18 protein-coding genes are annotated in these 20,522 nt (G+C 70.1%); 10 read left to right on the plus strand and 8 right to left on the minus strand.

Features of this window, described 5'->3' with window-relative positions; all coding sequences use genetic code 11:
* Window positions 1-50: 50 nt before the first annotated feature.
* Window positions 51-770, minus strand: coding sequence for a DUF4058 family protein (locus AC5JJ2_RS26470; protein WP_495861061.1), 720 nt, complete (start codon window positions 768-770; stop codon window positions 51-53).
* Window positions 771-808: 38 nt separating this feature from the next.
* The gene (locus tag AC5JJ2_RS26475) at window positions 809-1,468 is read right to left on the minus strand and encodes a Uma2 family endonuclease (protein WP_495861062.1); all 660 of its coding nucleotides are present in this window, start codon (window positions 1,466-1,468) and stop codon (window positions 809-811) included.
* Between the two features lie 291 nt (window positions 1,469-1,759).
* Here AC5JJ2_RS26475 and AC5JJ2_RS26480 point away from each other — a divergent pair, with 291 nt between their 5' ends.
* The 3 genes from AC5JJ2_RS26480 (at window position 1,760) to AC5JJ2_RS26490 (ending at window position 5,089) form a co-directional block, all read left to right on the plus strand.
* The gene (locus tag AC5JJ2_RS26480; RefSeq protein ID WP_495861063.1) at window positions 1,760-2,599 is read left to right on the plus strand and encodes a hypothetical protein; all 840 of its coding nucleotides are present in this window, start codon (window positions 1,760-1,762) and stop codon (window positions 2,597-2,599) included.
* A gap of 153 nt (window positions 2,600-2,752) precedes the next feature.
* The gene (locus AC5JJ2_RS26485; protein WP_495861064.1) at window positions 2,753-3,868 is read left to right on the plus strand and encodes a DEAD/DEAH box helicase; all 1,116 of its coding nucleotides are present in this window, start codon (window positions 2,753-2,755) and stop codon (window positions 3,866-3,868) included.
* An 81-nt stretch (window positions 3,869-3,949) separates the two neighbouring features.
* Window positions 3,950-5,089: a DUF932 domain-containing protein gene (locus AC5JJ2_RS26490; RefSeq protein ID WP_495861065.1), complete on the plus strand. Its 1,140-nt coding sequence runs from the start codon at window positions 3,950-3,952 to the stop codon at window positions 5,087-5,089.
* Window positions 5,090-5,194: 105 nt separating this feature from the next.
* Here the strand turns inward: AC5JJ2_RS26490 and AC5JJ2_RS26495 are convergent, their stop codons facing one another.
* Complete coding sequence (locus tag AC5JJ2_RS26495; RefSeq protein WP_495861066.1) at window positions 5,195-5,494, minus strand: type II toxin-antitoxin system Phd/YefM family antitoxin; 300 nt, start codon at window positions 5,492-5,494, stop codon at window positions 5,195-5,197.
* A 39-nt stretch (window positions 5,495-5,533) separates the two neighbouring features.
* Window positions 5,534-6,016 carry a YbaN family protein gene (locus tag AC5JJ2_RS26500; RefSeq protein WP_495861067.1) on the minus strand — a complete coding sequence of 161 codons (483 nt, stop codon included), beginning with the start codon at window positions 6,014-6,016 and terminating at the stop codon, window positions 5,534-5,536.
* Between the two features lie 36 nt (window positions 6,017-6,052).
* Between AC5JJ2_RS26500 and AC5JJ2_RS26505 the strand changes: the two genes are divergently transcribed.
* On the plus strand, window positions 6,053-6,985 hold the full coding sequence (locus AC5JJ2_RS26505; RefSeq protein WP_495861068.1) for an aldo/keto reductase: 933 nt from the start codon (window positions 6,053-6,055) through the stop codon (window positions 6,983-6,985).
* Between the two features lie 4 nt (window positions 6,986-6,989).
* Here AC5JJ2_RS26505 and AC5JJ2_RS26510 read toward each other — a convergent pair whose 3' ends face one another.
* Window positions 6,990-8,630 carry an HD domain-containing phosphohydrolase gene (locus AC5JJ2_RS26510; protein ID WP_495861069.1) on the minus strand — a complete coding sequence of 547 codons (1,641 nt, stop codon included), beginning with the start codon at window positions 8,628-8,630 and terminating at the stop codon, window positions 6,990-6,992.
* Between the two features lie 499 nt (window positions 8,631-9,129).
* Between AC5JJ2_RS26510 and AC5JJ2_RS26515 the strand changes: the two genes are divergently transcribed.
* The gene (locus AC5JJ2_RS26515) at window positions 9,130-12,534 is read left to right on the plus strand and encodes a hypothetical protein (protein WP_495861070.1); all 3,405 of its coding nucleotides are present in this window, start codon (window positions 9,130-9,132) and stop codon (window positions 12,532-12,534) included.
* A 268-nt stretch (window positions 12,535-12,802) separates the two neighbouring features.
* Here the strand turns inward: AC5JJ2_RS26515 and AC5JJ2_RS26520 are convergent, their stop codons facing one another.
* Both AC5JJ2_RS26520 and AC5JJ2_RS26525 read right to left on the minus strand, forming a co-directional pair.
* Complete coding sequence (locus AC5JJ2_RS26520; protein ID WP_495861071.1) at window positions 12,803-13,855, minus strand: DUF6807 domain-containing protein; 1,053 nt, start codon at window positions 13,853-13,855, stop codon at window positions 12,803-12,805.
* Window positions 13,856-13,914: 59 nt separating this feature from the next.
* Window positions 13,915-14,055, minus strand: a complete 141-nt coding sequence (locus AC5JJ2_RS26525) for a DUF2256 domain-containing protein (RefSeq protein ID WP_495861072.1) — start codon at window positions 14,053-14,055, stop codon at window positions 13,915-13,917.
* A gap of 112 nt (window positions 14,056-14,167) precedes the next feature.
* On the opposite strand from AC5JJ2_RS26525, the gene AC5JJ2_RS26530 reads away from it, so the two are divergent.
* Window positions 14,168-14,719 carry a 3'-5' exonuclease gene (locus tag AC5JJ2_RS26530; RefSeq protein WP_495861073.1) on the plus strand — a complete coding sequence of 184 codons (552 nt, stop codon included), beginning with the start codon at window positions 14,168-14,170 and terminating at the stop codon, window positions 14,717-14,719.
* Between the two features lie 17 nt (window positions 14,720-14,736).
* Window positions 14,737-15,093 carry a VOC family protein gene (locus AC5JJ2_RS26535; RefSeq protein WP_495861074.1) on the plus strand — a complete coding sequence of 119 codons (357 nt, stop codon included), beginning with the start codon at window positions 14,737-14,739 and terminating at the stop codon, window positions 15,091-15,093.
* A gap of 50 nt (window positions 15,094-15,143) precedes the next feature.
* On the opposite strand, the gene AC5JJ2_RS26540 is transcribed toward AC5JJ2_RS26535, so the two are convergent.
* Complete coding sequence (locus tag AC5JJ2_RS26540; protein WP_495861075.1) at window positions 15,144-16,739, minus strand: hypothetical protein; 1,596 nt, start codon at window positions 16,737-16,739, stop codon at window positions 15,144-15,146.
* A gap of 81 nt (window positions 16,740-16,820) precedes the next feature.
* Between AC5JJ2_RS26540 and rsgA the strand changes: the two genes are divergently transcribed.
* The 3 genes from rsgA (at window position 16,821) to AC5JJ2_RS26555 (ending at window position 20,483) form a co-directional block, all read left to right on the plus strand.
* Window positions 16,821-17,924 carry a ribosome small subunit-dependent GTPase A gene (rsgA, locus tag AC5JJ2_RS26545; protein ID WP_495861076.1) on the plus strand — a complete coding sequence of 368 codons (1,104 nt, stop codon included), beginning with the start codon at window positions 16,821-16,823 and terminating at the stop codon, window positions 17,922-17,924.
* Window positions 17,925-18,458: 534 nt separating this feature from the next.
* Window positions 18,459-19,781 carry a hypothetical protein gene (locus AC5JJ2_RS26550; protein ID WP_495861077.1) on the plus strand — a complete coding sequence of 441 codons (1,323 nt, stop codon included), beginning with the start codon at window positions 18,459-18,461 and terminating at the stop codon, window positions 19,779-19,781.
* A gap of 213 nt (window positions 19,782-19,994) precedes the next feature.
* On the plus strand, window positions 19,995-20,483 hold the full coding sequence (locus tag AC5JJ2_RS26555; RefSeq protein ID WP_495861078.1) for a hypothetical protein: 489 nt from the start codon (window positions 19,995-19,997) through the stop codon (window positions 20,481-20,483).
* The last annotated feature ends 39 nt before the right edge of the window (window positions 20,484-20,522 follow it).

The raw sequence follows: 20,522 nt of genomic DNA on the forward strand, positions 1-20,522 counted from the left end.
CTGATGGAACCGCGGCGGCGCGTCGGTGGGATGTGAAAGAAAAGAGGAAGCTACCGCAGCCGCGAGACGCCGAGGAACTTGCACGTTTCCTCGTAGGTGGATTCGAGGTCGAGCTTCACCCACACGTCGTCGGCCAGGCCGATGGGCAGTGTCGGCAGGGGTTGCCCGACGGTGAGGACGTGCGACCACGTCTTGACGTGCGGGCGGCCGCGGCGGTCGCCGCGGATCGTAACGGCGTAGGCCGCGGCCGGTGGCGTCCCCATCGCGGGGTCGTCCCGGCCGATCAGGTCGAGCAGGTCGGCGTACAGGTTGAAGTGCCGCGCCGTCACGATGTCCACGATCGACACGCACACGCCCTGCTGCAGCAGCGTGGCGCACTTCGCGACGAACGCCCGGCGGTTCTCCGGCCGGTCCTTGTTCGACGGGCTGACGATCTCGACCGTGGCGACGAGCCGCCGGTCGCGGTCGTGGTCGTAGACGCGGACCTCGTACTCGTCCTGGGCCGGGATGTCGGTGTCGAGCCGCAGGTGCGGCTCCGGCGGGGCGAGGGTGGCCGTGCCGCCGGCCGCGGCCTGCCGGGCGTCGTCGCCCAACTCGTAGGCGGCCACGTCGTACTCCAGCCGCGCGCCGAGGTGAACCTGCGGGGCGGCGAAGTAGTTCGGCGGCAGTTGGGGGAACAGGTTCTCCACCATCTTGGTCGGCCACATGCTGTGGACGCCCTCGAACGGCAGGCGGTCGAGCGGCGGCTCGAAGTGGTCGCGGAGCGGCATCGGCGGTCCTCCTGCGGGTCAGTGTACCACGCGGCCGGTCACTTCACTTCGAGGACGTAATCGACCATGCCGAACCGCTCCCGTTGGACGAGGCGGAACGACCGGCCGAGTACTTCGGACTTGAGCCAACCTTTCACCTTGCGGACGGCGGCGAAGCCCTTCGGCGTGCGGCGGTGGATGGCGAGTTCGACATCGTCCGTGCGGGCATCGACGAGCCAGTACTCGGTAACGCCGGCCGCGAAGTATTCCGTCATCAGGCGCTCGTAGTCCTTCTCGCCCGAACTCGGGCTGACGACTTCGACGACCAGGTCGGGCGAGCCGTCCAGGATCGTCGCCGAGCCGGTTCGACTCGTCCGGCCGGTGGCGAAGGTGACGCGGCCGCTGGCGAGCGATTGGGCTGAAACGAAGATGGCGTCCGGGATCGTCGCGAGGCCCGTGTCCGCGTTGCGGTACAGGCCGCCGTCGCCGAAGTACAGGCCGAGGTTCTCGGCCTCGGCAATCGTGTCGATCGCCCGCGTGATCGCGAGTTTGACCCGGTTGTGGCTGAAGTATTCTTCCATTGGGTCGATCCACACTTGGCCCTGGATAAAGTGAACCTTCAGCTTCTCCGGCAGCTCGCCGGAGTGGACCCACTCGACGAACGAATCGAGGTCCACGACCCGGTTGGGAACTTCGATCTGCCCGAACCTGTTCGTCATCACGACCATCGCGTCGCCCTCGGCTGTGTCGTTAACTCTACCCGGCGGCGGTGGGGTTTGCCACGGGAAGCTCCCGTAAGGCGGGTCAAGGCTTTGCGCCGACCCGCCGTCGCGCCCCCGGTCTCCCGGCGGACCCTCCGAGTGGTTGCGGCCCCCCGGCGGGTCGGCGCAAAGCCTTGACCCGCCCTACAAGATGGCCGGCGACTTTTTCTCAAGTTTTCGCTTGCCCCGGCCGGGAACGCGGGTATCGTCCGGCCCGCGACGCCCGCCCCCAACCCCCCAGGTGCAAGGATGCACGCGATCCGATCCCTCCTCGTCCTCGCCGCCGCCGCGACCGCCGCGGCCGCGCAAGCGCCCAAGACCACGCCCGCCGCGGCCGTCACCGTGCGGGTCGTTTCCGTCCCGGACGCGGCCGTGCCGAAGCTGGCCGGAACCGTCGCGCAACAGGTGCAGGCGCTGGAGGCCGTCCGCGGCTCCGCGACGATGCAGATGCCGAGGCTCACGGTCGACGCCGCGGAGCCGGCGGAAGTTATCGTCGGGGAACGGGTCGCCGTCCTCGCCGCCGCCGACCAATCGGGTGGCATCAAGGGCGAGTGGCCGAAGACGGAGAGCGTCCTCGACGGCGTCGCGCTGAAGGTGGCGGCCGCCGTGTCGGACGACCGGAAGGCCGTCACGCTGACGCTCGACGCCCGGTTCACGGTGGTAAACCACGCCGCCCCGCTCGTGGCCGTGACGCGGATGGTCCCCGCCGACGGCGCGGGCCAGGCCGTGCCGTTCACGCAGTTCTACCGGAAGCCGGACGTGCAGACGCTGACGCACAAGCTGGAGGAGAAGCTGCCGACCGGCGGCGGGAAGGTCGTCGAGCTGGGCACGGTCGAGGTGACGACGTACCGAGACGCGATGCCGGACGCGGTGGCGCGGATCCCTTACGTGAACCGGCTGTTCAAGAAGAAGCCGACGACGGAGAAGCGGCGGGTGTTCCTCGTGCCGACGGTCGAGGTGGTGGAGCTGCCGGCCGCGACCGACCACGTCGCGGCGTACCGGAAGGCGGTCGCCGACGGCCGGCTGGCGGACGCGAAGGCGGAGGCCGAGCGGGCGCTCGCCGCGGACCCGGCCGCGTTCGCGAAGTGACCCCTTCTCGACGGTTTCGGGCTTCAGGCCGGTGGCCTGAAGCCCGGCTTTGGCAGGCGCATTTCGCCGGCATTTTCCCCCGCCTACGCACATCGGCGCGCGAACAAAATTCTGCGATAACCCCTCCACACCAACAGGGACGGGGGCCTCGCAATGGTCACGATCGACGACCTCATCCGCGACACGAACGTCGAGCCACGGCCGTACCAGACCCGGATCGTCGGCAAGGCCCTCGACCTGTTCCTCGACAAGCAACTGCGGTCCATTCTCGTCGAAAGCCCGACCGGTAGCGGCAAGACGGTCATGGGCCTGCTCATCGCGGCCGGCCTGCAGAAGCAGCTCGGCGTCCGCGTCGGCTGGGTCGCGATGCGGCGATACCTGCTCGCGCAAGCGAAAGCGGAAGCCGCCGAGCGCGGCATTCCGCTGACGGCCGAGTTCATCTCGATGTTCGACAAGAACCCGCCCGCGAACCTCGACCTGCTCGTCGTGGACGAGGCCCAGCACGACGCGGCCGGGAGCATGGCCCACCTGCACAACGTCGTCCGCCCGCGGTACATCCTCGGCCTGTCGGCCACGCCGTTCCGGGCGGACAAGGTGAAGCTCTGCTTCGACACCAGCATCCGCGACGCCGGGATTCGCACGCTCATCGAGGACGGCTACCTGTCGAAGTTCCGGCACTTCACGATGCCGGCGTACACGCCGGACAGCGCCGCCGAGTTCTACCTCCGCGAGCGGGACCGATGGGGCAAGACGGTCTTCTACTTCCACACCGTCCCGCAGTGCGAGCGCGCCGCCGCGATCCTCCGCAAGGCCGGCGTGCGGGTCGAGGTCGTCACCGCCGGCGGTGACCGCGACGCGCAACTCGAAGCCTTCGAGAACGGAGAAGTCGATGTGCTCGTCAACTGCATCGTGCTGGCGGAAGGGTTCGATTGCCCGAGCCTGCAGACGGTGTTCTGCCGGCCGAGCGAGAAGGGGATCACGGTGCAGATGTGCGGCCGCGTGCTGCGGAAGCACCCGGACGTGACCACGAAGAACATCGTACAGTGCCAGAAGACGCGGTGGCCGTTCGTCCGCACGGCGTCGGCGGAGCTGCAGTACGTGTGGCAGGACAACGACTGGCGATCACTCCAGGTGAACCCCCGCATTCAGCAAGTCGCCGTGAACACGATGCGGGCGCTGGCGAAGACCCAGGTGGACCTGCCCGAGTACCTCAAGAAGCGCACCCCGACCTCCTCCCGCCCGCGCGACCGGGCGAACGGCACGGCGTAAGCGTGCCGGTGTACCCCCCGATGCCCCCGGCCCCCACACCGGCACGCTTACGCCGTGCCGTTCGCCTTGAAAGGATTTCCCATGACTGCGACGTTCGAGTACGGGACCTGCCGCCTCCGCGACCTGCAAGTCCCCCCGGCCGACGACGCCCCGGACCGGCTCAACGGCGTCCGGTTCACGAACACGCTCACGCTCAAGGACCGCCCGGTCAAGACGAGCAAGCGGTTCTGGAACAGCCTCCAGATGCGGTTCGGGTTCACGCACAACATCTTCCGCTACTTCTCGCACGAGGAAGTGTTCCGCCGGATCAGCGCGAAGGCCCCGGACGACAAGATCCGCTACTGCCTGGAGACGCCAGACGACTCGCCGACCGCGACGATCCTGGCCGTGTCGAACCCGAAGGCCGGGGTCATCGAGAAGGACGACCTCGACAACCTGCTGCGGCGGTATCGGGCGAAGGACCGCGACTACCACGACGGCATCGTCCGCAGCTACCACGTCCCGCGGCACAGCAGCCCGTTCACGATCAGCGGCGACGGCTTTGAAGCACAGTACGTGATCGAGACGCCGATCGACGCGTTCGGCCGTCCGGCGGTGTACCTCGCGCTCCTGCGGCAGATTTGCATCAACGGGGCCATCGCGATGACCCCGGCGTTCCGCAGCGAGATCAACCTCGGCCGCGGCGGCGCGAGCGGCAGCTTCGGGCTGGAGCGGGCGCTCGAAGGGTTCAACAACGAGGAAGGGTTCGCGGCGCTCCGCCAGCGGTTCGAGTCCTCGACGAAGTCGTGGGCGTCCGTCCACGAGGTCGCGCGGCTGGCCCGCACCGTGACAGGGATGCTTCAAAACCGCGAGGTGTCGAACCGGATGCCGGTGAAGGGCGGCGACGGCGCGAGCCTCGGCGACACGCCGGTGATGCACGCGTTCGGCAAGATGGCCGGCGACCTGACGAGCATCTACGGGCTGGCGAACATGGACGCGCTGAGCGCGAAGCGGCAACGCACGCTGCCGACGGCCTGCCGGGTGTACGACCTCTTGAACTTCGCGAGCGAGCTGGCGACGCACCACGCGAAGCCGGCCGGCGGGCGGAAGCTGCAGGCGTTCATCGGCGACCTGGTGAGCGGCGAGTTCGACCTGGAGGGCACGGCCGACCAGTTCGCGGACTGGAAGGACTTCTTCGTGGACGGCTCGGCGCGAACGGTGGCGGCGAAGAAGAAGCGGTGAGTGTTGCATTTATTTAGCCGCCGGCTTGCCGGCGGGGTTTTGCGACCCCCGAAACCCCGCCGGCAAGCCGGCGGCTATATATCGTGATTTCCACCCGCTCGGCGATCACGACTTCTTCCCGGACAGTTTGTACTTCTTCGCGAGCTTGTCGAGCGCCTCCAGTGCCGGGACCGTCCGCCCCGCGTCCGCGTCGGCCTTGCTCGCCTGGAGGAACGCCATCATCTCCGCCCGCTCGGCCAGCTCCGCGAGCCGCTGGTACGCTTCCGCGTCCAGCACGACGGCCTCCGCCTTGCCGTTCACCGTCAGCACCATCGGCCGGCCGCTCTTCTTCAACTTCGCCATCACGTCCGGCGTGTTCCGCTTGAAGTGACTGAGCGATTGAATGTCGGTCGTAACGTCCAACATGGCCGGCCTCCGGGGATGAAATTCGCACCCGATTGGATGCTACTCGATTTCGGCCCCGGCCGCCACATCCGGTTTGGCCGTCGGCACGACGAAGAGGATCGTGGACACGCCGATCACCGCCCACAGGCCGATCATCCACTTCACGAACTCCGGCAACCCGGACAGCGTGATGCTCAGCGTCACGACCGTCACCACGGTGCAGACGGCCAGCACCTTCACCGGCCGCCGGATGCCGCGGTATTTCTCCCAGTCGGCGATGATGCGGCCGAACACCGGGGCGCGCCGCAGCCACCGGTCGAGCCGGTCGGACGACCGCGCGAAGCAGTAGCTGGCGAGCAGCACCCACGGCGTCGTCGGCACGCCGGGGATGAGCGCCCCGCTGACCGCGAGCGTCACGCACACGACGCCGACGCACACGAACGCGAGCCGCTTCGCCCCGCGGGCGCGGGGCGGCTTCGGCTTCGCTTCCAGGACCGGGTCGGACACGCGCACCTCGCGGACGAGCAGCCGGTAGTTTAGCACAATGACCTTGGGAATCCGCCCCGCGAGGTCACCGCCATGCAGCTGCGTCCGCTCGGTTCCACCGGCCTGAACGTGTCCGTCATCTCGCTCGGCGGGGCGGCGCTCGGCCAGCAGTACGGCCCGGTCAGCGTCGCGGACGCGGCCGACACCGTCCACGCCGGCATCGACGCCGGCATCAACCTCATCGACACGTCCGCGTTCTACGGCGAGGGCACGTCCGAAGAGATTCTCGGCGAGGTGCTGGCCGGCGGCTGGCGGGAGAAGGTGCTGATCTGCACGAAGGCCGGGCGGCACACGCGGGAGAGGTTCGACTTCACCCCGGCCGGGATGCGCTCCTGCCTCGAAGGCTCGCTCCGCCGCCTGCGGGTCGATTCCGTGGACATCCTTCTCGCCCACGACATCGAGTTCGCCGACGACTCCGAGCGGGTCTTCACCGACACGGCCGACGTGCTGCATCAACTCAAGAAAGAAGGCAAGACGCGGTTCGTCGGCATGTCGTGCTACCCGCTGCCGCTGCTGCGGACGGCGATCCAGCGGTGCAAGCTCGACGCGGTGATCTCGTACTGCCACTTCAACCTGCAAAACCAACGGCTGCTGACGGAGCTGCTGCCGGTTGCTGAAGCACACGGCGTCGGCGTGTTGAACGCCAGCCCGCTGGCGATGGGCCTGCTGACGAACCAGGGGCCGCCGCCGTGGCACCCGGCCGGCGAGGACGTGAAGGCCGCGTGCGCCGCGGCGGCGCAACTCTGCCGCGGCCGTGGGGCGGACGTGTCGGTGCTGGGGATGCAATTCTGTTACGGCGAGGAGCGCATCCCGAGCACGATCACCGGCACGGCGAAGCGCGACGAACTGGAGGCGAACCTGCGGGCGCTCGCGACGCCGACGGACGAAGCCTTGTTGAAGGAGGTGCGGGCCGTGCTGGAGCCGGTGCGGGACGCGACGTGGCCGAGCGGGCAGTTCGTCGCGTGAGGTCTCACCCCAGCACCACGTCGCCGCCGTAGGACTCGCCGGTGATGACCGTGCGGTCCATCGGCTGCGGCGGCGTCGGCGGGTCGAGCTTCGGCGGGCCGGCCGCCACCTCCACGTTCGGCATCAGCTCGTACATTACCCGCAGGATGTTGTCCCGAATCTCCAGGAACGCGGCGGCGCACTGCGGGTCGAACTGCCGGCCCATCTGCCGGGCGATCTCCGCGAACGCCACCTCCGGCGGCTTCCCCTTCTTGTCCTCGTGGTACGGCCGGTCGCTCGTGATCGCGTCGAACGCGTCACAAACGGCCACGATGCGGGCGAGCAGCGGAATCTCCTCGCCGGCCAGCCGGTCCGGGTAGCCGGTCCCGTCCCACCGCTCGTGGTGGTTCCGCACGATCGGGGTGATCGACGCCAGCTCCGGGATGCCGGCCAGGTACTGCGCCCCCAGCGTCGTGTGCGTCTGCATCTCGGCGAACTCCTTCGCCGTCAGCCGGCCGGGCTTCTGCAGGATCGCGTCCGCGATCCCGATCTTGCCGATGTCGTGCAGCGGCGTGCCGAGGCGGATCAGCTCCATCTGGTCGTCCGGCAGGTCGAGCTTCTCCGCCAGCATGACCGAGTACTGCGTCACCCGCCGGGTGTGGCCGCCGGTGTACCGGTCGCGGAGTTCCACCATGTCCGCCAGCGTCGTGATCGTCTTCAGGAAGAGTTCGCGCTGTTGGCGGAGGAGGTGCGAGCACTCGACGGCCGACGACATGTGCGCCGCCAGGGCGTCGGCGAACACCAGGTCGCTCTCGGAGAACGGGGCCTGGTAGACGCTGCGGTCCAGGTGGAGGACGCCGATCTTCCGCCGCGGCGTCCGCAGCAGCACGCACAGGACGGACCCCATCGCGCCGTCCGAGATGCTCTGCGTGACCTGGAACTCCTCCTCGCGGACGTTCTTGAACAGCATCGACTCGCCGGCCGCGAACGCCCGCTGCGCGAGCCGGCGGCTGAACGGGAAGCGGCCGCCCGGCTCCCGCGGGCCGACGGCCAGCGACCGCAGCCGGAGGCGGGGTTCGAGCAGGTTCTCCCCCTCGGCCAGGACGATCGCGCCGCGCTGCGCGTCGAGGACGCTGACGGCGTCGTTCAGGATCGTGTCGAGGAGCTGGTCTTCGCTCTGGAGGTGGACGAGGTGCTGGCCGGCGCGGAGCAGCGCGATGAGCTGGTCCCCGGCCCGCGGCGTCTGCTCCGTGTCCGGGGCGACGGCGGACCGGCTCGGCGACAGGGCCGCGGACGACATCGGCAGCGCGAGCTTCGCCGCGAGCGTCAGCTGGTCCGACGGCGGGCCGTCGAGCGTCGCTTCCGTGAACTCGACGATCATCGCGATCTTGCCGAACTGGACGATGTCCCGCGGCTTGATCGGCTGCTCGGCGTTCGGCGGGATCCGCTGGCCGTTGATGTACGTGCCGTTGGTGCTGTTGAGGTCGATGACGGACCAGCAGCCGTCGTTCCCGGCCCGGACCTCGGCGTGCTTTCGACTGACGGAGCTGTCGTCCAGGACGATTTCGAGCGTGTTCAGCCGGCCGGACCTAAGCAGGTGTTCGGAATGCCAAACCTTGCCCTTGATCGTGCCGCTGACACCGCGTAACCGGATGCCGCGCTTCACGTTGTGGCCCTCACCCCGGTGTCTACGGTCGGGCGATCCTCGGACAATGAAAGGTCCGGAACACCCGGAATGATCGGAGAAAGCGTAGAACACGAACGCGCGGATTGTGAGAGGGCGTATGAATAATGACGGAAAAACAGAGGACGCGGATTCTCCCGCCGCCCCAGATTTCGCAAGTTCCGGCGGTCGCGACAGGTCTCGTAGGGCGGGTCAAAGCTTTCGGCCGACCTACACCCTCTCCCCCGGCTTTGCGGGGGGGAGGGCCGGGGTGAGGGGGAAGACGCTCGCCGCGCCGGAAACGTCCCTTCCTGGTAAGGGAGGCGTTCCCCCTCACCCTAACCCTCTCCCCCGCAAAGCCGGGGGAGAGGGGATAAGAGTGTCGGCGGGTCGGCGGAAAGCCTTGACCCGCCCTACGTGAAGGCGTGACCCCCGGATTGTTGCGATCGCCGGGAAAACTGAGTACAGTAGTTCCATTTCCCTCGTCGTGCGAGTCACCCCGATGCCGGCCAAACTCGTTTGCGCGGATTGCCACTTCGTCATCGACGCGGCCGAGAAGGACCGGCCGAAGAACTGCCCGCAGTGCCACGCGCCCATCCACTCGTTCGCCCCCGAGGTCGCGCCGGCGAAGGCCGACGACCCGCCGAAGAGGGCGAAGCCGGCGACCGCCCGCCGCGCCCCGAAGGACGACGAGGACGACGCCCCGCGGCCGCGGCGGTCGCGGCGGCGGGACGACGACGATGACGACCGGCCGTCGCGGCGGGCCGCGCCGAGCGGGTCGCCGGTGCTGCTGCTCCTCGGCATCGGCGGGTTCCTGATCGCGGCGCTCGGCGGCCTCGGGTACGCCGCGTGGTCGCGGATGCGGGACCCCGGCCCGGCCCCGGTGCCGGTCGTCGTGGCACCGCCCGCCCCGCCGATCCAGCCCGTCCCGGCCGCGCCGTTGCCGGAGGCGAACGCGCCGCGGCCGGCCCTGCCGGACGCGGGCATGGCCAAGCCGATGGAACAGGAGAAGCAAGGCCCGGTCGCCGGACTCCCGGTCCCGCGGAACCCGCGGAACCCGCGGGTCGCGATCGAGCCGCCGAAGGCCCCGCCGGCCCCGCCGAAGCCGGAGGCCCTGCCGCTGAAGTTGCCGCCGGTCGATCCGCTGCCGCTGGCGGCCGCCCACGACGTGACCGACCGCCGCGAGATGTCGCTGCCCGGCGAGGTGACGGCCGCGTGCGTCGGCGGCGGCGGCCGGTTCGTCTGCCTCCACTTCGAGAAGCTCCGGCAGATCGGCCTGTTCGACACCACCGTCGCGAAGATGGTGAAGTACCTGCCGGTGACGAACGAGGGCGTGGCGATGGCCGCCAACATGGACCGGCTCATCGTCCACGACAAGACGGCCGACGTGTTCGTCCGGTGGAACCTCCGCACGTTCGAGAAGGAGGTCACGCTCCCGAACCCGACCGGCGTGACCGTCGGCCGGCTGCTCATGGGGTCGGCGACCTCCGGCCCGCTCGTCGTCGTGCCGAAGCAGGACCCGAACGCCTACCTCCAGGGGGAGGCGAAGTTCCTCGACCCGATCTCGCTGAAGGCGTTCGCGGTCGAGAAGTCGGCGAACGCCGGCGGGGTGAACGCGCTCAACGGCTACCTGTCGGAGAACGGCAAGCTGCTCGTCGGCCACGGCGGGTGGCACAACGAGTACTACTTCGGGCAGGTCGGCCCGACGTTCGACGTGAAGAAGGTGCAGATCAACGTCGTCGGCCAGCCGCGGCCGTCCGCCGACGGGCGGTTCGTCTACACGAACAACGGCATCTACACGGCGTCCGGGGCGGCCGTCGGGTCGCCGACCGCGACGAACTCCGCCGCCGTCGAGCCGGCGGTCCAGGGCGGTCTCGTCGTCCGGGCGTTCGCCCGCGAGACGCCCGGCTACGGCGGCCCCCGGGACCGGGGCGGCGACGCGGACGCGGACCTGAAGTTCTACCTGGACGGCCAGTCGGCCCCGTTCCTGACGTGGTCGAAGGTGGCCGTCCCGCTCCCCGGCGGCTACCAGCCGCCCGGCGGGGCGCTCGACCGCCGGTTCTTCCTCGTCCCGGACGCGAAGCTGTTCGCCGCCCTGTCCGCGACGAACACGAAGCTCATCCTCCGCCGGTTCGACGTGCTCGAGGAGCTGGAGAAGTCCGGCGTGGACTACTTGCTCGTCGCGTCCCGGCCGACGCCCGCGGTGCTCGGCAAGCAGTACACGTACCCGATCGTCGTGAAGTCCAAGAAGGGCGGCGTGAAGTTCAAACTCGAAAGCGGCCCGGACGGGATGAAGGTGGCGGACGACGGGAAGCTGACGTGGTTCGTCCCGCTGGACGCGTCGCCGGCGAGCGTGCTCATCACCGTCTCGGACGCGACCGGGCAGGAGGTGTTCCACAACTTCACCCTGGACCCGGTGTCCGCGGACGCGGTGGCGACGGCCCCGGCCCCGGCGGTCGCCCCGGCGTCGGCCGACCCGCCGAAGGCGTCCGTCTCCCCGGTCGCCGAGGCCGGCGCCGCGGTCGTCGAGGTTCCGACGAAGGTGTTCCCGCTGACGCCGACGAAGGCGGCCGACGGCGCGGAGGTGAAGCTGCCGGGCGCGGCCGACGCCGCGTGTACCGCCGGCGGGGGGCGGTTCGTCGTGTTGCGCATCCCGTCCGTGAAGCAACTCGCGATCCTCGACGTGTGCGAGGGGAAGGTCGCGAAGTACCTGCCCGTCGCGGAGGACAAGCCGCTCATCGCCGGCGGAATGAATAAGCTGTTCGTTTTGAACACGACGGCGAACGTGATCCAGCGGTACGACCTGCGGACGTTCGAGAAGGAGCTGACGGTCGCGAACCCGGTGGACGGCGGGACGCCGAAGCAGATCGTGATGGGCCACGCCGTGGACGGGCCGCTGCTCGTGACCCACGCCGACCCGACGCGGGGGTGGGGCGGCAAGCACGCGTTCCTCAGCCCGAAGACGCTCAAGCCGATCGAGGTGAAGGCCGGCACGAACATGGGGCACGGCGGCGGCGGCCTCAACGGCCTGACCGAGGGCCTCGTGCGGGCGTCCGCCGACGGCCGGGTGTACGGCCACTGGCGGCTGAACAGTTCGCCGACCGGCCTGTCGTGCGTCGTCCTGGCGGACGACGGCACGGCGGCCGGGCACTACGAGCACACGTCCGTCGGCCCGATCCTGCCCGGCCCGGACGGGACGCTGCACACGAACAACGGCCTGTACACGGCCCAGTTGAAGCCGGTCGGCACGGGGCACGCCCAGTACGCCACCGGCCCGGCCCGCGTCCCGGCGGCGCACGGCACGTTCTACCTGGAGTTCGAGACGACCGCGACCGCCCCGCGGCCGGGGACGACGATCCCCAAGAAGAAGGGGGCGGCGGACCCCACGCCCGGCGTCGTCGGGCCGACGGTGCGGATGATCGGCGAGGCGACGCCGCTGGTGAAGCTCGACAAGATGGCCGGGTACACGACCCCGGCGGACCGGGGCGAGCAGATGTTCTACCGCGGCGACGGGATCGCGTTCTACGACCGGTTCCACCTCGTCCCGGCGGCGAACGTGCTCGTCGTCCTCGACGCGGCGAAGACCTCGGTGTTCTTCAACAAGTTGAACATCAAGGAGAAGCTCGCGGCCGGCGGCTCGGACTACCTGATGGTCGTGAGCAAGCCCGGCGGCGCGGTGCGGGGCCAGACGTTCGCGTACAAGCCGGAGGTCTGGTCGAAGGGGGCCGGGGTGAAGTTCAAGGTGGAGACCGGCCCGGAGGGGATGACGGCGACGGCGACCGGCGTGGAGTGGCCGGTGCCGAAGGACGTGGGCCTGGGCACGGTGGACGTAATCCTGACGGTGACGAACGCGGCCGGGAAGGAAGTGTTCCACACGTTCAAGCTGGCCGTGACCGACGGGAAGTGACCCGACTTCCGAAGTCCGGCTTCGACTTCGGAAGTCGGACGGGGCCGGCAGCTATGGCGGACAGCGACCGGTTCCGGGTAGGTCGGCCGAGCCGAGGCCGACCAAGCTCCGCGCGGGAGAGGCGGTCGGCGGAGTCCGGACGACGCCCTGGGCGAGGCTCCCCGGTCGGCCTCGGCTCGGCCGACCTACCCGGAACCGCCGGCCGGTCGGAATCGCCCCTGCGCGACCTCGACTTCCGAAGTCGAAGCCGGACTTCGGAAGTCGCTCGCTACTTCGCGAACCCCGCGAACGCCTCGGCGACCTGGCCGGCGGCCGCGTCGCCGGCGTGGGCGTACACGCCGTACCGCAACTTCAGGTGCTCGCCCTTCGCCAGCTTCACCAGGTCGGCCTTGCCCTTCACGTCCGGGAACCCGGAGTCCTTGCGGCCGAACGGGTTGGCGGCCATCAGCCCGTAGGCGCGGGTGTGCCACGCGGACGGGTGGGCGTTCTTCGGGTCGGCGAAGATCGCCACGCCGACCGGCTTCCCGCCGACCGTGCCGCTGTAGTCGTGCCACGCCGCGAATTTGCCCCACACCGGCAGGTTGTCCTTCGCCTTCCCCTTCACGGCCGTGCCGTCGGCGCTCGTCACGACGCCGGCCGTGCCGTCCCGCTCCAGCCGGAACTCGTCGCTCACCCGCACGCCCATCGAGCCTTCCTTCGTGTCGCCGAACGTGACCGGGCAGACGCCGGCGTGCAGGTCGATGTCCAGCACGATCAGGTTTCCGGCCGGCCCGGCGGTGACGGTGATGGTCCGCACCTCGTCCAGGATCGTCACGCCGTCCGGCGTTCGCCACTCGTTGAGCGTGGTGACGCTGTTGCCGGCCGGCTCCTTGACGAGCGTGCAGACGATCCGCCCGTGCCCGGCCGACTCGGCCCAGAAGTCCACGCCGTGGATTCGCTTGTCGGACGACTTCGTCTTCATCGTCACGCCTTCCGGGATCACGTCGCCGTGGCAGAACCAGACGGACTTCTGGTGGAAGTGGTCCACCTTCTCGCCGGGCGTGCCGCGGACCATCGGCCACCCGCGGGTGACGGCCGTGCCGCCGGGGGCGTTGAGCGGGTAGAAGAACGGCTTCGCGAGCGGCTTCGTGCCTTCGCCCTTCTCGACCTGCACCGTGCCGGCGTACTGGTACTTCGCGACGACGGCGTCGCCGGCCTTGAACTCCAGGTGCGTGTCGGTCTTCGCGATCGTCACGTCGGCGGCGGCCCCGGTGGGTCCGAAGCCGACCGCGAACAGCAGGCCGAGTACCGAGTACCGAGTACCGAGGGGAAGGCGGCGCATGAGTTGATCCTTCGGCGGGAGGGGAGCGAGTGGCAGTATCGGCGGCGGCCGCGGCCGCGTCAAGGACGCGGCTTCTTCCGCCGGCAGCGGTCGGAGCAATAGCGGACGGCGTCCCAGGTCTTCGCCCACTTCTTCCGCCACGCGAACGGCCGCCCGCAGGCGGCACAGACTTTCGTGGGCAGGTCGGGTTTCTTGGGCATGTTGCCTTTGTAGAACCCGGAGCGGCAGCGACGGGGTGATGGTCTACCCCGTCGCTTCCGCTCCGGGTTCCACCGACTCGCCGCCACAAACTCACGCCCGTACACTGACGGGATGCCATCCCCGACGGGCCGATTCGCGGCGATCGACTTCGAGACGGCCGACCACGGCCGGGACAGCGCCTGCGCCGTCGCCGTCATCGTCGGCGAGGGGACGCGGATCGTCCAGGCGGCCAGCTTCCTCATCCGCCCGCCGCGGCGACAGATGCTGTTCACCCACATTCACGGCATCACCTGGGATCGGGTCAAAGACCTACCAACTTTCGGCGACCAGTGGCCGGCGGCCGCGAAGCTGCTCGACGGCGTCGAGTTCATCGCCGCACACTCGGCGGCGTTCGACCGCGGCGTCCTCCTGGCGTGCTGCCACGCGGCCGGGCTGGTTCCGCCGCCGCAGCCGTTCTACTGCACGGTGAAGCTGGCCCGGAAGGCGTGGGACGTTCGCCCGACCCGGCTGCCGGACGTGTGCCGCCACCTGGGGCTGTCGCTCAAGCACCACGACGCGGAGTCGGACGCGACGGCGTGCGCGAACATCGTGATCGCGGCGCGGAAGGAAGGCCACCCGCTGCACGGCCGCCTCGGCGACTACCGCGGGTGGCTGCGAAGGTAATACCAGGGGAAGGGAACATGAACCCGAACAACCACCGCATCGACTACGTCGAGCTGTCCGTCGCGGACATCCCGGCCGCGAAGGCGTTCTACCACGCCGCGTTCGGGTGGCCGTTCCAGGACTACGGCCCGACGTACGCCGCGTTCAACGACGGCCGGTTGGACGGCGGCCTCCAGAGCGATCCGGCGGAGCGCGGGAAGGCCCCGCTCGTCATCCTGTACGCGACGGACCTGGAAGCGACGCTGGAACGGGTGACGGCCGCCGGCGGCACGGTCGTGAAGCCGATCTTCGCGTTCCCCGGCGGCCGGCGGTTCCACTTCACCGACCCCGCCGGCAACGAGCTGGCCGTCTGGTCCGACCAGGGGCTGACGTAGGGTGGGTCGAGGCTTTGCGGGCCGCGAAGGCCCGGCGCCGCGCCACCCAATTACTGCGCCGGCACTAGCCACTCGGCCGCCAGGATTCTCAGCCCGGCCGACGGCGACGACGCCCCCAGCCGGACCCGCGTGGGGAGCCGCGTCGTTTCGAAGACGAGGTCGTGCCGCTGCCCGGCGGACGTGGCCGGGTGCGCGACCTCGCGATGCGCGACGCCGCCGTCGGACCAGACGAGCGCGACCTCCTGCCAACCGACGGTCGCAAGTTGCTCGACCCGCACGCGGAGGCCGAGGACCGGCCGCGGCGCGTCCGGGACGGCGACGGCCCCCGGTTCGCCGTCGCCCGCCGGGAGCGCCTCGGCCACGGCGACCGGGACGGCGACGAACGCCGGGTCCGGCGGCGTGCGGCGGAACGGGCCGACCCCGGCGTCCCGCAGCGCCGCGTAGTGCGTGCCGGTCGGGTCGGCGATTTGCCACTGGCCGCCGTGCTTGCCGGTCAGGAACAGCGCGGGCGTCCCGCGTCCCGCGTCGGCGAGCAGACCTTCTTGAATCGTGTGCTGGAACCGGGCCTGCCAGTACGCGTCTTCCGCGTTCATCCAAACGACGCCGCCCGCCGCGACGGCGACGAGGACCGTCACCCCCCGCGGCGGCCGGGCGTGCCGGCGGACGGCCAGCCACGCGACGGCCAGCCCGACGGCGCTGGGGGTGACGAACCGCTCGCCCAACCCCTCCCCGCGGTACCACGCGACCGACCCCGCGACGGCCAAGTGCCCGACCAGCCCCGCGACCAGCCCGGCCGCGCGGACCCGCTCCTCCGGCCGGACGAGTATCGCCCGCCCCGCCGCGAGCAGCCCGGCGACCGGCAGCAGCACCGCGGCCGCGGCGAGGACCGCCCGTAGTCCCGCGGAGCCTTCTAGCCCGGCCGGGCCGAACCCGAGCCCCAGGTAGCCGACGGCCGCCGTCAGGAACCCGGCCGCGTCCGGCCGGGCGTGCCGGCTGACCGGCGCGGGGGTCGTGAGTAGCACGAACGCGAGGTGCGCCGCCGCGAGGAGCGGCACGACCGCCAGCCCGACCGACCGCCGCCGCCACGCGACCCACCCCACCCACAAGGCCATCGGCCCTCCCCAGCCGACGCCGAACCCGCCGTTCAAGACCGCGAGCGCCAGGAACGCGGACGCGAACCCGGCGGCCCGCTTTTCGCATTCCAACGTGACCGCCCACGCGAACCCGGCGGCGCAGAACACGACGGCACTGAACGCCATCTGGTAGCTCATCAGCCACGCGAACCAGTGGCCCCAGTGCAAGAGGACCGCGGGGATGAGCACGTCCGCGACGGACCACCCGCCGCGGCGGACGGCGGCGAGCAGCAGCGCGACCGCCGCCCCGACGAACGCGAGCGTCGCGAACATGCCGGCCCGGAAGTCGAAGTCGGTCAGCCGCAGCGACGCGTACCAGAGGGACTTCGCCAGCACGTACCGGTGCTCGTTGTGGTGGGCCGTCACCCACGCCCACGAGAAGTCCGGCCGGAGCACCTCGGCCATGAGGTACCACTCGTCGCTGTGCGGGCAGTTGCTGCCGAACGCGGCGACGAACCCGACGGCGGCCGCGAATAGCCCGGCGGCGGCGAGCGGAACGACACGGGCGGTCATGAGCGGGCCTTGCGAATGCGCGAACCGGACGGCCCGGACCGCCCTCCGGGTCCGTATGCTGCCATCAGGCGGAGGAATCTTATGGGCGAGAAGAAGAAAAAGGTCCGCGTCGAGCTGCGGCGGAACCGGTCGAAGCCGCCGCGGGGGAACGACCTGACCCGGCAGTTCCAAGAGAACGCGGCCGAGGACGTGGCCAACACCGAGCGGGTCCGGGCGAAGGGGGACATCTCCCGCCACCGCACGATCGTCGTCGGCGACGACGCGGCCATGCCCGGCGTCGATGCCGCGTGCGTCCGCGGCCGCGTGTTCCGGGTCCACGGCCTGCACAGCTTCGTCGAGCTGGACGACGGCCGGACCGTCCGCTGCACCGTCCGCCGCGTGCTGAAGAGCCTGCAAACCGACGAGCGGAGCATCGTCACGACCGGCGACTGGGTGTGGGTAGCGGTCGGCAGCGACGGCGAGGGCGTCATCGAGCGCATCGACCCCCGCCACGGCGTGCTGACCCGCGCGTCCCGGCGGCGGGAGCACGTCCTCGTCGCGAACGTGGACCAGCTCGTCATCGTCATCTCGCTCGTCGAGCCGGACCTGAAGCCGCACCTCATCGACCGGTACGTCGCGTCCGCCGAGAAGGGCGGGCTGAAGCCGATCCTGGCGCTCAACAAGATCGATCTGACCGACCCGGTGCCGTTGCAGCCGCTCGTCGGCGCGTACTCGCGGCTCGGCGTCCCGACCGTGCTGACGAGCGCCCGCACCGGCGTCGGCATCGACCGGCTGCGGGGCTTGTTGAAGGGCCGCGCGTCCGTCTTCTCCGGGCAGTCCGGCGTGGGCAAGTCGTCGCTCTTGAACGCGATCGAGCCGGACCTGTCGCTGCGGGTCCGCGAGGTGAGCGAGACGACGAACAAGGGGAAGCACACCACGACGACGGCGGAGCTGATCCGCCTCTCGTTCGGCGGGTGGGTGGTGGACACGCCGGGCGTGCGGCAGCTCCAGCTGTGGGACACGCGGCCGGAGGAGGTCGAGGGGTACTTCAGCGACCTCCGGCCGTTCGTGGCGCTGTGCCGGTTCCCGGACTGCACGCACACGCACGAGGCCGGCTGCCGGGTGAAGGACGGCGTCGCCCGGAAGCAGATCAGCGACCGGCGGTACGTCAGCTACCTCGGCCTGTTCAACGGCGTGGAGGAGTGACCCATAGTAGTAGGCACACTCCGTGTGCCGTCTGCTGTCGGTCGCAGCGGCTTCCACGAACCCGCCGACACGCCAAAGAGACGGTACACGGAGTGTGCCTACTACTATTACAACCCGCACGTCCGCCGCAGAGTTGCTCGTTCGCCCAGCGTTTTCAGCCCCCCGCGGCCGGTTGAGTGCAAATCGACCCCGCGCAACTGGTATGCCACGGTAGCGTCGGCGTGGCGCGGTTGCGCCGGTCCTGGCGCGCGACGACCGGCCCGACCGGCACAACGTCGCTAGCTTCCGCCGGGCGCGCCCCGCAAGGTTTCGCGCACCCGCCCGCTTTGCCGGAATCGAACGACCCGCACGACGGGCGCATTCACATCCAGATAGGCGAGATTTCTCGGCTTCGCCGTCCTCGTTCGCTTTCCCATTCCCCGTTTGCGCGTCATCTTTCCGCAAGCACACGGCTTGCCCCATCGCGTTGGTCAGCGGCAAACGGAAGGTCGCGGCGGGGGGCGGGCGGTGTGTGGGGAACAGGGAGTGAGAGAGATGAACGTTCGCCGATTGAAGGTCTGTACGCTGACGGCGGTGGCCGTCGGCCTGACCGCGGCCGACGCCTCGGCGTTCGGCGGGCGGTTGCTGGGCGGGAAGTCCAAGGGCGGGGACTGTTGTGCCCCCGCCGACCCGTGTGCGACGGCCGGCGGCTGCGGCACGACCGGCGGCCCGGCGGCCCCGGCCGCGGCGGCCCCGGCGGCCGCCCCGACGACGGGTGGTGCCGCAGCTCCGGCCGCGGCCCCGGCCCCGGCGTACACGACGGTGAAGGAGACCATCATGGTCCCCACCAACGTGCAAGAAACCCGCACCGTCATGAAGAGCGAGTGGAAGGACGAGACCTACACCGCGACGAAGACGGAGCACGTCAACGAGACCCGGACCCGCACCGTGCAGGTCCGCGTCCCGAAGACGGAAACGGTGATGGAAAACCGGACCGTGACCAAGTGGGTCAACGAGACGGTGATGGAAACCCGGCCGGTCACGAAGTGGGTGACCGAGACGGTGATGGAAAAGAAGAACGTCACGAAGAAGGTCCCGGTCACGCGGACCGTCACCGTGATGGAGACGAAGTGGGAGACGCAGCAAGTCACCGAGATGAAGGAGCGGACGAAGCGGAACGTGAGCTACGTGCCCACGGAAGTGACCGTCGGCCCCGGCCTCGGCGACCGGCTGAAGGCGTTCTGTGACCCGTGCGCCCCGCCGCCGTGCGGCAAGACGGTCACGGTCTGCAAGAAGCAAGTGTCGTGCGAGAAGGTGTGCGAGCCGGTGACGACCTGCAAGAAGGTCAAGGTCTGCGTGCCGGTCACGAAGCAGGTCTGCACCTACGAGTGCGTGACCGAGTGCGTGACGGTCCCGGTCTGCAAGAAGCGGTGCGTGACGGAGAACGTCACCGTGCCGGTCTGCAAGAAGCGGTGCGTGACGGAGTGCGTGCAGGTGCCGGTCTGCAAGACGACGTACGTGTGCGAGTCGCGGACGGAGAACTACACCGTCTGCGTGCCGAAGTGCGTGTCCTACCAGGCCACCCGCAAGGTCTGCGTGCAAGTGCCTTGCACGGAAACCGTGACGGTGTGCAAGATGGTCCCGAAGGTGGTCGAGCGGCAAGTCGCGGTCGCCCCGGCGTGTGCGGCCCCGGCCGCCTGCGGCCCGACCGGCCCGGCCTGCCACGACGCCTGTGCCCCGGCCTGCGAGCCCGAGTGCGACCGGCCGAGCCTGCTCGACCGGATCAAGGCCCGCCTCGCGAGCCTGAAGGGCAAGAAGTGCGATAGCGGTTGCGACAGCGGCTGCGCCCCGGCCCCGGCCTGCGGCGGCTGCCACTAAGATGTAACCCGGCCGGAGGGCAAACCCGTCCGCCCTCCGGCACACAATCACGAACCCCCTGGGTGGCAACCCCCTCGCCGCCCAGGGGGTTCGGTGTTTTTGTAGGGCGAGTTTCCAACTTGCCCGTTGGCAGGCGTTGCGGCGGGTTTGGTTTTTGACCCGGCGGTCTGGAGTCGTTACGCTGCGGGTAGTCACCAGCGGAAGGGTGAACAGATGGCGGGGATGTGGGCGACCGGGGACGAGGCGGCACGATTGGCCGCACGGGGGTACGAGTTGGCCCAGGTCGGCCACCAGTTCGGACAACTGATCACCGCGTACCGCGCCCTGTTCGAGCAGCTCGGCCGGCAAGGGTTGGGCGAGAGCGAATTCGTGGCGAAGGCCGACCGGGCGACACTCGCCCGGCTGGAGGTCGTATTGGAGGAAGAGATCCGCCCCGAAGAGCGGGCGGTGTGGGCGGCGTTCGCGGGCCTGTTCGGGTTCGCCTGGGGGGATTGCGTCCGGGTGGCCCACCCGTCGCACCCGCCCGCCGACTTGGAGCCGTCCGGCCTTCAGTTCAACCCGCCGTCGGCCGGGCCGTTCGCGCTACTCCAAGGGCGGGCGCTGCGGCGGGACGGGCGGCCGGGCAGCCGCACCGCGCAGGCGTACCTGCAGCCCGGTGTCACCCAGGTGACCGTCCTTTCGTCGGCCGCCGGGCGCGGCTAGCGGGAGATCGTGGTTGTTTGACGACGGGAGGGCACAACC

Source organism: Limnoglobus sp., from assembly GCF_059499385.1.